This window comes from Thioprofundum lithotrophicum (assembly GCF_055387065.1).
Map to the genome: position 1 here is coordinate 381,777 of NZ_AP042379.1, position 12,472 is coordinate 394,248.

10 protein-coding genes are annotated in these 12,472 nt (G+C 65.3%); 2 read left to right on the top strand and 8 right to left on the bottom strand.

The genetic code is table 11. The features are described from left to right. Nucleotides 1-532 precede the first annotated feature (532 nt). On the bottom strand, nucleotides 533-862 hold the full coding sequence (locus ACZ5BH_RS01740; RefSeq protein WP_464890202.1) for a DUF3579 domain-containing protein: 330 nt from the start codon (nucleotides 860-862) through the stop codon (nucleotides 533-535). Between the two features lie 125 nt (nucleotides 863-987). Between ACZ5BH_RS01740 and ACZ5BH_RS01745 the strand changes: the two genes are divergently transcribed. Next, nucleotides 988-1,812, top strand: a complete 825-nt coding sequence (locus ACZ5BH_RS01745; RefSeq protein WP_464890203.1) for an MOSC domain-containing protein — start codon at nucleotides 988-990, stop codon at nucleotides 1,810-1,812. Between the two features lie 33 nt (nucleotides 1,813-1,845). On the opposite strand, the gene ACZ5BH_RS01750 is transcribed toward ACZ5BH_RS01745, so the two are convergent. The 6 genes from ACZ5BH_RS01750 to ACZ5BH_RS01775 form a co-directional block, all read right to left on the bottom strand. Then, nucleotides 1,846-2,922 (bottom strand): AI-2E family transporter, encoded by a 1,077-nt coding sequence (locus ACZ5BH_RS01750; protein ID WP_464890204.1) that lies wholly within the window; start codon nucleotides 2,920-2,922, stop codon nucleotides 1,846-1,848. Then, complete coding sequence (locus ACZ5BH_RS01755; protein ID WP_464890205.1) at nucleotides 2,915-3,271, bottom strand: hypothetical protein; 357 nt, start codon at nucleotides 3,269-3,271, stop codon at nucleotides 2,915-2,917. The genes ACZ5BH_RS01750 and ACZ5BH_RS01755 overlap by 8 nt, the downstream gene beginning before the upstream one ends. Nucleotides 3,272-3,286: 15 nt before the next feature. Beyond that, entirely contained in the window at nucleotides 3,287-4,201 is a 915-nt protein-coding gene (locus ACZ5BH_RS01760; protein WP_464890206.1) for a selenium metabolism-associated LysR family transcriptional regulator, read from the bottom strand. A gap of 143 nt (nucleotides 4,202-4,344) precedes the next feature. Beyond that, complete coding sequence (locus tag ACZ5BH_RS01765) at nucleotides 4,345-7,578, bottom strand: efflux RND transporter permease subunit (RefSeq protein ID WP_464890207.1); 3,234 nt, start codon at nucleotides 7,576-7,578, stop codon at nucleotides 4,345-4,347. Next, the gene (locus tag ACZ5BH_RS01770) at nucleotides 7,571-8,626 is read right to left on the bottom strand and encodes an efflux RND transporter periplasmic adaptor subunit (protein WP_464890208.1); all 1,056 of its coding nucleotides are present in this window, start codon (nucleotides 8,624-8,626) and stop codon (nucleotides 7,571-7,573) included. The genes ACZ5BH_RS01765 and ACZ5BH_RS01770 overlap by 8 nt, the downstream gene beginning before the upstream one ends. 154 nt (nucleotides 8,627-8,780) lie before the next feature. Next, nucleotides 8,781-9,974: a methyl-accepting chemotaxis protein gene (locus ACZ5BH_RS01775; protein WP_464890209.1), complete on the bottom strand. Its 1,194-nt coding sequence runs from the start codon at nucleotides 9,972-9,974 to the stop codon at nucleotides 8,781-8,783. A 227-nt stretch (nucleotides 9,975-10,201) separates the two neighbouring features. On the opposite strand from ACZ5BH_RS01775, the gene ettA reads away from it, so the two are divergent. Continuing rightward, nucleotides 10,202-11,869 carry an energy-dependent translational throttle protein EttA gene (ettA, locus tag ACZ5BH_RS01780; protein WP_464890210.1) on the top strand — a complete coding sequence of 556 codons (1,668 nt, stop codon included), beginning with the start codon at nucleotides 10,202-10,204 and terminating at the stop codon, nucleotides 11,867-11,869. Between the two features lie 213 nt (nucleotides 11,870-12,082). On the opposite strand, the gene ACZ5BH_RS01785 is transcribed toward ettA, so the two are convergent. Beyond that, on the bottom strand, nucleotides 12,083-12,364 hold the full coding sequence (locus tag ACZ5BH_RS01785; RefSeq protein ID WP_464890211.1) for a DUF6763 family protein: 282 nt from the start codon (nucleotides 12,362-12,364) through the stop codon (nucleotides 12,083-12,085). Between the last annotated feature and the right edge of the window lie 108 nt (nucleotides 12,365-12,472).

Sequence of the window (12,472 nt, forward strand, 5' to 3'; positions counted from 1 at the left end):
AGCCCTGAGCCCTGAGCCCTGAGCCCTGAGCCCTGAGCCCTAAAGCTGGCTTTGTGATGGATTCCCGGATTTTTCATCACCATTGGCTCCGTTGCCTCTCCAGCCCGTTTCCCCGGTTGCACTAATCGGGATGAACACCCCTTGCCCCGGCTCGAAGCAGACTGCCTTCATTTCATTGAAACAGTCGGCATTCAAGCACACTAGCGGACAAAAACCGTGAAAGTTTAGTGCTGCAATGAAATTTTCATGGCTAACGTCAGCCATATGAAAAATGTCCACACTTTGATTGCCGATGCATTAAACGTCTCAAAATTGTACTGACACAAACGGGGTAGATGTGGGACGGGGCTAGGCCGGCTCAAGCGCGGCAGAGGCGGCAAAAATCGTGTCGTCCCGACATGGCGGCTCCGCTACGCTTGAGCCGCTCTGCGGACGGGAGGTAAAACCATTTGACGATTAGCAAGCAACGCCAGGATGAACAGCGCTGTTTACCGGCGCAGCAAAGGTGGGGAGATCGCTATGGAACGGCGGCTCAGGATTGCGTAGCCGGCCGCATGCGCAGACGATTGCGGTGGGCGAAGTCCAGGATCATGCGGTACAGCTCGGCGTCGTTCTGCGCCAGGCAACTGCTGATCCGCAGGGCCCGCTGGCCATCGACGAAGACCGACTGCAGATCGCGTCCGTACCGCAGGCGCCGATCCGGCCCGAAGCGGGCGCCCAGGCCGGCGAGCCGGTCCACCCAGTCACCGGGGCGAAAACGCTCGCCCTCCTCGCGCTCGCCAAAAATGATCCATTGCCGGCAATCCGGCGAATTTTCGTGATTTTCACGGCGGTTCGATGGCTTTTCGTGTTCGTTTTTCATGTCATCATGATACATGAATAATTTTATGGTGTCATTATTATTTTATATAGGCATTACTGGCAAGGCGGAATTGCCGTGATACACTGCCCCGGTCGCTCTGTCTTGTCCGCCCCCTTTTGCGTCCCATGAAACTTGCCTCCATCCATGTCTACCCCATCAAGTCCACCCAGGGCATCGATCTGCCTGCCAGCGAAGTGTTGCCCCGGGGCCTGCCCGGCGACCGGCGCTGGATGCTGGTGGACACAAACGGCCGCTTCCTCACCGCCCGCCAGCATCCCCGCCTGGCCATGGTGGAGACCGCCTTCGACGGCGACGTGCTGCGGGTGCGGGCCCCGGACATGCCGGAGCTGACCCTGCCCCTGCAGCCCTCCTCGCCCCGCTTGCGCCGCGTGCAGGTCTGGAACGACACGCTGGACGCGGTGCTGGCCGGCGCCGCGGCGGATGACTGGTTCAGCCAGTGGCTGGGCAAACCCGTGCAACTGGTGCAGATGACCGACGACATCCACCGCGGGGTGGATCCCGACTACGGCCAGCCCGGCGACGAGGTGAGTTTTGCCGATGGCTTTCCCCTGCTGCTCATCGGCGAGGGTTCGCTGGCCGATCTCAATGCCCGCCTGGCCTCGCCGGTGCCCATGCACCGTTTCCGTCCCAACGTGGTGATCGCGGGCAGCGAGCCCTACGCGGAGGACACCTGGGCGCGGCTGCGGATCGGCGAGGTGGAATTCGACGGGGTGAAGAACTGTTCGCGCTGCGTGTTCACCACCATCGATCCCGGCACCGGCACCAAGTCGCCCGACGGCGAACCGTTGCGGACCCTGCAGACCTACCGTCTTGGGGATGGCGGGATCTACTTCGGCCAGAATCTCATTCCCCGCTGCGGGGGAACCATCCGGGTGGGGGACGAGGTGGAGATCCTCGAGGTTCGGCCGGAGCGGGCGAAGGTGCGCTGAGTGACCCTCTCCCCGAAGGGGAGAGGGGGTGAGCTATGAAGACTGGCAGGGTGCCGCGCGGGTCTTGTCGGCGACGGGCCAGGCGCAGAGGACGGCGTTGACGAGGGTGGCCAGGGGAATGGCGAAGAACACGCCCCAGAAGCCCCACAGCCCGCCGAAGAACAGCACGCTGACGATGATGGCCACCGGGTGCAGGTTGACCACTTCCGAGAATAGCAGGGGCACCAGCACGTTGCCATCCAGGGCCTGGATGATGCCGTAGACGATCATCACCACCGCGAAATCGCTGCCCCAGCCGAACTGGAAATAGGCCACGAAGGCCACCGGGATGGTCACCACCGCGGCGCCGATATAGGGCACCAGCACCGAGACGCCCACCAGCACCGCCAGCAGGATGGCGTACTTGAGGCCGAGGATGGCAAAGGCCACCCAGGTCACGGTGCCGACGATGAAGATCTCCCAGAACTTGCCGCGCACGTAATTGCCGAGCTGCTGATCCATCTCCTGCCATACGCTGCTGGCGAGGCTGCGTTCCTCGGGCAGAAAGGCGGTGAGCCAGGCCAGGATGCGCGCCTTGTCTTTGAGGAAGAAGAACACCAGCAGGGGCACCAGGATCAGGTAGATCAGCAGGGTGATGAGGCCGGGGATGGATGCCAGGGAGAGGGTCAGGATCCGCTGGCCGGCCGCGGCGATCTCCTTCTGCAACAGATCCATGATCTCCTGCACCTGCTGCTCGCTGATGAAGCTGTAGGTCTGGTGCAGTTTCATCAGCGCCTCCTGGGCCACGGCCAGGTGATGGGGCACCTCGCGCAGGAACTGGGTGATCTGCACGGACAGCAACGGAATCACGCCGAAGAGCAGGAAGATCATGAAGGCGCTGAACAGGCCGAACACCAGGATCACCGCCCGCAGGCGCCGCACCCCGTGGCGCTCGAAGTAGCGCACCACCCCTTCCAGCAGATAGGCGATGACCATTGCCGCCAGCACCGGCGCCAGCATGTGGCCGAAGGTGAGCACGATGCCGAAGCCGATCACCAGGATCAGCAGCAGCATCACCGCCTGGGGATCGGAGAAATAGCGCCGGTACCAGGCCTTGAGGATCTCAAGCATCGGCGGCGTCCTCCCGGCATTGCAGGCGGTACTGTTCGGCGAACAGGGCCTCCAGCTCGTCGATCACTTCGCGGGCGTCACGCCCCTGCATGAGGTGCTGCGCCACCAGGCCGGAGGTGGCATTGAGCATGCGATCCTTGTCGAGCATGGGATAGGTCCTGCCGAGCCGGCGCACGGCGGCGATCACCGACTCCTCGGCCGGGCGGGGGATGTCGAGGGGCGTGGCGGGAACCTCGGCCTGCCGGGCATGGCGTCCGGCCAGGAACTCGGCGAATTCCAGCAGCATCTCGGCCTGCGCGGGCGGCAGGCGCCGGAAGCGCTCGAGCAGTTGCCGTTCCCGTTTCTTCAAGCCACCGGCCCCCGTTCAGCCAAGGGGACCGTCCTGGTGGGACTGGCAATAGCTGCGGGCGAAGTTGAGCAGCTCGTCCATGGCCCGCACCCGGAACTTCTGTTTCTGGTGGACGAAGGAGAAGGGCCGGTCGATGGGCGGATCGAGCTGCACCGCCACCAGGGTACCCAGTTTGAGTTCCTTCTGAATGGTGGCGCTGGAGAGCACCGAAACGCCCATGCCCGCTTCCACGGCGCCCTTGATGGCCTCCAGACTGCCCAGCTCCATGGCCAGGTTCATGCCCGTGGCCGGCACGCCGACGCGCTGCAGGCTCTCGAGGATCACCTCGCGGGTGCCCGAGCCTTCCTCACGGCAGATGAAGGGAAAGTCGCAGATCCGGCTGATGGGCACCGTGTTCTCGCCGGCCAGCTCGTGACCGGGCGGCACGATCAGCACCAGGTGATCCATGCGGCACTGTTCCACCACCAGGTTCTTGTTGTTCACCGGCGCCTCGACCACGCCCAGATCGATGGTGTTGTTCTCCACCATGGAAACGATGCCGTCGGTATTGGCCACCTTCAATCGGATGACGATCTCCGGATACTTCTGCTTGAAGTCGCCGAGCAGGGCCGGGAGCATGTATTCGGCGATGGTGGTGCTGGCCCCCAGCATCAGCACACCGCTGACGTCGCCGGTCAGCTCGCGCACCGCATTGTCCATCTGGGCGTAGAGATCGAAGATCTGATTGGCGTATTCGTAGACCCGTTCACCGGCCTCGGTGAGGCTGATCCGGTTGTGGGTGCGATCGAACAGGCGGGTGTTGAACTGCTCCTCGAGCTGGCGGACCTGGAAGGTCACCGCCGGCTGGGTCATGTGCAGCTCTTCGGCGGCCTTGGTGAAACTGAGCAGGCGGGCCACCGTCTGGAAGACCTGCAGGCGTCGATCGGACATCTTTCCCCTCTCCGGCCGCGCGGGCGACCATGCTCGGTAGGTTCATGGGTTGACTGGAGAAACCGGGGAATCATACCAATTTCAATCGGAAACATAAACGGATTTTATGACCCGGCGCCGTCGGCGCCGGGTCATAAAACCGATCAGGACGCCTGACCACGCCGATCCATGCGCTTGTACATGAAGGCGTAGTACATCACCGGGATCACCACCAGCGTCAGCAGGGTGGAGACGAAGATCCCGAAGATCAGCGACAGGGCCAGGCCGCTGAAGATGGGGTCGTCGAGGATGAACAGGGCCCCGAGCATGGCCGCCAGGCCGGTGAGGGCGATGGGCTTGGCCCGCACCGCGCCGGAGCGGATCACCGCCTCGTCGAAGGGCACGCCCTCCTCCACCTGCTGGTTGATGAAGTCCACCAGCAGGATGGAATTGCGCACGATGATCCCGGCCAGGGCGATCATGCCGATCATGGAGGTGGCGGTGAACTGCGCCCCCCACAGGGCATGGCCCGGCATGACCCCGATGATGGTCAGGGGGATCGGCGCCATGATGATCAGGGGCACCAGATAGGAGCGGAACTGCCCCACCACCAGCAGGTAGATGAGCAGCAGCCCCACCGAGTAGGCGATGCCCATGTCGCGGAAGGTCTCGTAGGTGACCGTCCATTCGCCATCCCACTTGAGGCTGTAACGGTAGGGATTGGCCGGCGGGTTGATCAGCGACTGGTCGATGATGGTGCCTTCCTCCAGCGGGGTCTCGCGCAGCCTGAACAGGATCTCGAACATGCCGTACAGCGGGCTGTCCAGCTCCCCGGCCATGTCGCCGGTGACGAAGGTCATGGGCAGGAGATCCTTGTGGTAGATGGCGTTCTCACGGCGCGTCTCCACCAGCCGTACCACGTCGGCGATGGGCACCAGCCTGCCGCTGGTGCTGCGCACCTTGAGGGTCAGCAGGGTGTCCACGCTGGCCTTGTCGCCGGGGCGCATCTCCAGGCGGATGGGCAGCGGATACTTCATGTTGGGATCGTGCAGATAGCTCAGATCCTCGCCCGACAGGGCCGCCGACAGGGCGCCGACGATGGCCTGCTGGCTGACGCCCAGCAGCGCCGCCCGCTGCTGATCCACGGCCACGATGATCTTGGGCTCGGGCGCCTCGATGCTGTCGTCCACGTCGACGATGTCGGGGGTGGACTCGAACACCTTGCGCACCTGGCGGGCCACGGCGATCTGGCCCTGGTAGTCCAGGCCGTAGATCTCGGCCACCAGGGGCGCCATCACCGGCGGACCCGGCGGCACTTCGACGATCTTGACGTTGGCGTTGTAGCGCCGGCCGATCTTCTGCAGCGGCTCGCGCACCGACAGGGCGATCTCGTGGCTCTGGCGATCCCGGTCGTGCTTGTCGATCAGGTTCACCTGGATGTCGCCGTAGTGGGAACCCTTGCGCAGGTAGTACTGGCGCACCAGGCCGTTGAAGTTGATGGGCGAGGCGCCGCCGGCGTAGGCCTGATAGTCGCTGACCTCGGGCACCGTGGCCAGGTAATGGCCCAGCTCGGAGAGCACCCGGGCGGTCTGCTCCACCGGCGTGCCTTCGGGCATGTCCACCACCACCTGGAACTCCGACTTGTTGTCGAAGGGCAGCATCTTCAGCACCACCAGCTTGACCCCGGCCAGCCCCACCGAGAAGGCGATCAGCACCAGCACCACCACGGCCAGGGTGCGCCGCTTGCGGGCGCCCTGCTCGCGATGCAGGAAGGGGCCCACGTAGCGTTTGAACAGGCCGTAGAGCCTGCTCTCCTGGGCCAGATCGTCCACCGAGTGGCCGTGCTTGTTGGCCAGCAGCTTGTGGGCCAGCCAGGGCGTGACGATGAAGGCCACGGCCAGGGAGATGAGCATGCCGATGCTGGCGTTGATGGGAATCGGGCTCATGTAGGGCCCCATCAGCCCGGTGACGAAGGCCATGGGCAACAGCGCGGCGATCACCGTGAAGGTGGCCAGGATGGTCGGTCCGCCCACCTCGTCCACGGCGCCGGGCACGATCTCCCGCAGCTTGCGGTCGGGATAGAGCTGCATGTGCCGGTGGATGTTCTCCACCACCACGATGGCGTCGTCCACCAGGATGCCGATGGAGAAGATCAGGGCGAACAGGGACACCCGATTGAGGGTGAAGCCCCAGGCCCAGGAGGCGAACAGGGTGATGGCCAGGGTGATGATCACGGCCAGGCCCACGATCACCGCCTCGCGGCGGCCCAGCGCGAACAGCACCAGCAGCACCACGAAGGTGGTGGCGAAGATCAGCTTGCCGATCAGCTTCTGGGCCTTGGCGTTGGCGGTCTCGCCGTAGTTGCGGGTCACGGTGACGTTGACGCCCTCGGGAATGAAGATCCCCTTGAGCTGGCCCACCCGTTCGATGACCTGTTCGGCGATCTCCACCGCGTTGGTGCCCGGCTGCTTGGCGATGGCGATGGTCACGGCCGGAAACTCGCCCTGCACGCGGATGCCCTTGGTGCCGGCGGCCGGGCCGGTACCGAACCAGGCATACTGTTCAGGCTGATCGGGGCCGCGGCGAATGGTGGCCACGTCACGCAGGTAGACCGGCTTGCCGGCATGCACGCCCACGATCAGATCCCGCACCTCGTCCACGGTGCTGAGGAAGGTACCGGTCTGCACCGGGATTTCCGTGTTGCCGGCCACCAGGTTGCCGGCCGGGCGGGTGGCGTTGCTCTGGGTGAGGGCGAAGCGCAGCTCGTCGATGGAGAGGTTGTAGGCCGCCAGGCGGCTGGGCTCGAACAGCACGTGCACCACCTGTTCGGGGCCGCCCAGCGTATAGATGTCCCGGGTGCCCTGAACCCGCTTCAGCTCGGCTTCGAGGGCATGGGCCACCTTCACCAGCTCGTAGCCGCCACGCTGCGGATCCTCGGTCCACAGGGTGAGGGTGACGATGGGCACGTCGTCGATGCCCTTGGGCTTGATGATGGGCTGGGCCACGCCCAGGCCCTTCGGCAGCCAGTCCTGCTTGGAATACAGGGCATTGTAGAGGCGCACGATGGCCTGGGTGCGATCCTCGCCCACCTTGAACTGCACGGTGAGAATGGCCATGCCGGGGCGGGACACCGAATAGACGTGCTTGAGCCCTTCCAGCTCCGAGAGGATCTGCTCGGCCGGCGTGCTCACCAGCGCCTCCACCTCCTTCGCCGAGGCGCCGGGGAAGGCGATGAAGACGTTGGCGAAGGTGACGTTGATCTGCGGCTCTTCCTCGCGCGGGGTGATCATCACCGCGAAGACCCCGAGCAGGAAGCCCACCAGCGCCAGCAGGGGGGTGATCTCGGTGGTCAGGAAGGCCCGGGCGATGCGCCCGGAAATCCCCAGCGGCTTACTCATGGCCTTCGGCCTCGGCCAGGGCGGCGTGCTGTTCCTTGTAGGCGGCGGCGCCCTTCACCGGATCCAGCACCACCTGTTCGCCCTCGTCCAGCCCCGCGAGCACCACCACCCGATCCCCGGCCTGCCGGCCGATCCGGATCTGGCGGAAGGCGATGCGGCCCTGGGCGTCCCGCACATACACCGCGGTCACTTCGCTGCGGTGGGCCACGGCGCGGCGCGGGATCACCAGTTCACGGCTCTTGCCCAGCAGGAAGGCCACCTTGGCGAACATGCCCGGATAGATGTGGTAATCGCCCCGTGGCAGGTTCACCCGCACGTTGAAGGTGTGGGTGGCCGGATCGGCGTAGGGGCTGATGGTGAGCGACTCGGCCGTCACGCTCTGGCCGTTGGTGCGATCGAGGATCACCCGGGCCTGCTTGTTCGCCCGCACCACGTTGATGATGTCTTCCGGCACACTGGCGGTGGCCCGCAGTTCCTCCAGGGAGATGCCGGTGAACAGGGGCTGACCGACCCGGGCCAGTTCCCCCACCTCCACATGGCGCTTGACCACGATGCCGCTGTAGGGGGCCCGCACCTGGGTGTTGGCCAGATTCTCGCGGGCCTCGTCGAGCCGCGCCTTGGCCGCCTTGAGGCGGGCCTCGGCCTTGTCCATCTGCGAACTGGAGACCAGCTTCTTGGCGAACAGCTCCTTGACCCGTTTCCAGGCGGTGCGCGCCTCGTCGTAATTGGCCTTGGCCGCCTCGAAGCGGGCCCGCACCTCGGTATCGCGGAACTTCAGCAGCACCGCGCCCTTCTCCACGTAGTCGTCCACGTCGTAGTAGATCTTCACGATCCGGCCGTTGATCTGGGCCGACACCGTGGCCTCGCGCACGGCTTCCACCAGGGCATCGAGCACCCGTTCGCGGGGCAGTTCCCGCATCACGGCCGGGGCGGTTTCGAGTTCCGCGGCCGGCAGGCTCGCGGGCAACAGGCCAAGCAGCAGGCACAGCAGGGCCGCCGGTCTCGGCAGGCGGAATGACAAACCGGGACGCACGGAAAGGCTGTTCATGAGGCGTTTCCTCTGGGGCTGACGGGTTCGGGCGCGTATATTAGCGTTTTCTTATATTGTTGTCGAAACCAACGCTGCCAGCATGCGGCCGGGGGAGGCGGAATTCAAGGCCGGCGGAGGCGATCCGCCGGCCGGGAAGGAAGGAAAATCCCGCTCAGGCCGTGCGGAAACGGGCGATGAGGGTCTGCATTTCGTCGGCCAGGCGTGCCAGCTCGCGGGCCGTGCCGTCGATCCGGCCCATGCTCTCGGTGGTCTGATCACACAGGCCGGAGATGGTGTTCACGCTCTGGTTGACGTCGTCCACCACCGTGGTCTGTTCCCGGGAGGCCTGGGCGATCTGCTCGCTCATCTCGTTGATGGCGGTGATGGCCCCGGCGATGATCGCCAGTGCCTCGGCCGCCTGCTCGGTCAGCGCCACGCCGCTGGCCGCCTGCTCGCTGCCCGATTCCATGGCCGCGACCGCCTCGCGGGAGCCGCTCTGCAGGCGCTCGATCATGGCGCTGATCTCCTCCGTGGACTGCTGGGTGCGGGTGGCCAGGGTGCGCACCTCGTCGGCCACCACGGCGAAGCCGCGGCCCTGTTCGCCGGCCCGGGCCGCCTCGATGGCTGCGTTCAGGGCCAGCAGGTTGGTCTGCTCGGCGATGTCGTTGATCACCGCCAGCACCTTGCCGATGTTCTCGCTCTCCTGCTCCAGCCGGCCGATGACCTCGGCGGCCCCCGTGACCATGTCGGCCAGCACGTCCACCGCGCTCATGGCCTCCACCACCACCACCTTGGCCTTGTTGCCGTGCTCGTCGGCCTCCTGGGTGGCGTTGGCGGTCTCGGCCGCATGGCGGGCCACCTCGCCGGCCGAGGCCGACAGCTCGTTCATGGCCGTGGCCACCTGACCCACCTGCTGCTGTTGTTCGGCCGTCAGGGCCAGGGCCGTGTCGGTGGCCGACACCATGCTGGCGGAGGCTTCCTGCAGGGCGTCCGATTCGCTGCGCAGGCGGCCGATGATCTCACGCAGGTTTTCGGTCATCTGGTTGAAGCTGTCGATGATCTCGCCGATCACGTCGCGGCTGCGGATCACGCAGTGCTGGGTGATGTCGCCGTCGCTGATCGCCCGGGTGACCACGGCGATCCGCTGCAGCTTCTTCACCAGCAGTTGCCGCAGCAGCAGATAGTTGACCACGCCGATGGCCGCCCCCGCCAGCAGGCAGCCGGCCACGAACCAGCCGTACATGCCCGGTTTCCACTCGACGAAGAAACGGGCATAGAACGGAAAGACGGCCCCGACGCCGATGCCGAAGGCCAGAAAGGAAAACAGGATGTTGCGCAGGATGCTCGGTTGAAATCGTGTGCTCATGGGTCACTCTTGGCTGAATGGTGGTTGGGGAGGTCCTCACGTTCATCGCTTGCCGGGCGATCCTGCCCACATTTTATTTGTGTAATCCTTTAGCGGCCGAATGCCGGGATTCTTGAGTCCGGCGAAAATCTCCCGGCTTTTCAAATGGCTGGAAATCCTCCCCTGTCGGAAGCGGGAGCCGATCCGGTACAATGCCGGCCCGCTTTTCCACCGTGACAGGTATTTCCATGGCGCAGTACATCTACACCATGAACCGGGTGACCAAGGTCGTCCCCCCCAAGCGCACCATTCTCGAGGACATCTCCCTCTCCTTCTTCCCCGGCGCCAAGATCGGCGTGCTCGGCCTCAACGGCTCGGGCAAGTCCAGCCTGCTGCGGATCATGGCCGGGGTGGACACCGAATTCGACGGCGAGGCCCGCCCCCAGCCCGGCATCCACATCGGTTACCTGCCCCAGGAACCGGAACTGGACCCGGACAAGGACGTGCGCGGCAACGTGGAGGAGGCCCTGGCCCACATCAAGGCGGCCCAGGCGCGGCTGGAGGAGATCTACGCCGCCTATGCTGAGCCGGACGCCGACTTCGACGCCTTGGCCGCCGAGCAGGCGAAGCTCGAAAACCTGCTGCAGGCCACCGACGGCCACAATCTCGACCGCAAGCTGGAGATCGCCGCCGAGGCCCTGCGCCTGCCGCCCTGGGACGCCGACGTGACCAAACTGTCGGGCGGCGAACGCCGTCGGGTGGCCCTGTGCAAGCTGCTGCTCTCGGGCCCCGACATGCTCCTGCTGGACGAGCCCACCAACCACCTGGACGCCGAGTCGGTGGCCTGGCTGGAGCGCTTCCTGCACGACTATCCCGGCACCGTGGTGGCGGTGACCCATGACCGCTACTTCCTCGACAACGTGGCCGGCTGGATCCTGGAGCTCGACCGTGGCCGTGGCATCCCCTGGGAAGGCAACTATTCCTCCTGGCTGGAACAGAAGGAAAAGCGCCTGGAGATGGAAGAGAAGGCCGAGAACGCCCGCATCAAGGCCATGAAGGCCGAGCTGGAGTGGGTGCGCAGCAATCCCAAGGGCCGCCACGCCAAGAGCAAGGCCCGCCTGGCCCGCTACGAGGAGCTGGCCAGCCAGTCGAGCCAGAAGCGCAACGAGACCCAGGAACTGTTCATCCCGCCGGGGCCCCGCCTGGGGGATCTGGTGATCGAGGCCAGCCACGTGCGCAAGGGCTTCGGCGAGCGGCTGCTGATGGAAGACATGAACTTCAACCTGCCGCGCGGCGGCATCGTGGGCGTGATCGGCCCCAACGGGGCAGGCAAGTCCACCCTGTTCAAGATGATCGTCGGCCAGGAGCAGCCGGACGCCGGCGAACTGCGCATCGGCCCCACGGTGCAGCTGGCCTACGTGGACCAGAGCCGCGACAGCCTGGATCCGAAGAAGACCGTGTGGGAGGAGATCGCCGACGGCCAGGACATCATCGTGGTGGGCAACACCGAGATCCCCTCACGCGCCTACGTGGGCAGGTTCAACTTCCGGGGCTCGGATCAGCAGAAGTACGTGGGCGACCTGTCCGGCGGCGAGCGCAATCGCGTGCACCTGGCCAAGCTGCTGCGCTCGGGCGGCAACGTGCTGCTGCTCGACGAGCCCACCAACGATCTGGACGTGGAAACCCTGCGCGCCCTGGAAGAAGCCCTGCTCGAGTTCGCCGGCTGCGCCATCGTCATCTCCCACGATCGCTGGTTCCTGGATCGCATCGCCACCCATATCCTCGCCTTCGAGGGCGACAGCCAGGTGGTCTGGTTCGAGGGCAACTTCGCCGACTACGAGGAAGACAAGAAACGCCGCCTCGGCGAAGAGGCCGTGCAGCCGCACCGGATCAAATACAAGAAGCTGGATGGCTGAGAATCAGGAATGCAGGAGCGGCGCCCTCGCCGCGATGCGGCGGCTACCTTCTGCAGGAGCGGCGCAAGCCGCGAAAACACGGTAGCGGCTGGCGGATAGCTGGTCGCTGGCAACATCACCAGGTTTTCCCGGCTACCCGTCCCCCGCCACCCGCCACCGCCGCATCGCGGCTTGCGCCGCTCCTACAGGGGAGAAGCCTCCCTTTCCCTGATTTCATTCATCCAGCAGTCGCTGCCAGTCCTCGTCGTCGGGCAGGCTGTCGGTTTCGAAGCCCAGCTCGCCCATGTCCAGATCGTCGTAGGGGCCGGTGGCGTCGCCGGGCTCGGCGACGGGAGTGACGCCCATCAGGTTCCAGGTTTCCCCGTCCAGCTCGGCCACGTCGCCGTCGAAATACTGGATCTCGATGCTGTCCTCGTCGAGCGCCACGACTTCGAAACGCCGTTGCTCGGCATCCTGGTACCACTGCCCGATGACAGGTTCGACGATGGCGGCCATGACCGGCTCCTGACTGCGGTTGCGGAAGGAAAGGGACTCTTTCCTAACGTTAGCAGGCCGGCGGGAAATGTCATCCCCGGCACGACGGGCGGCAGCGTCCGGGCGGCG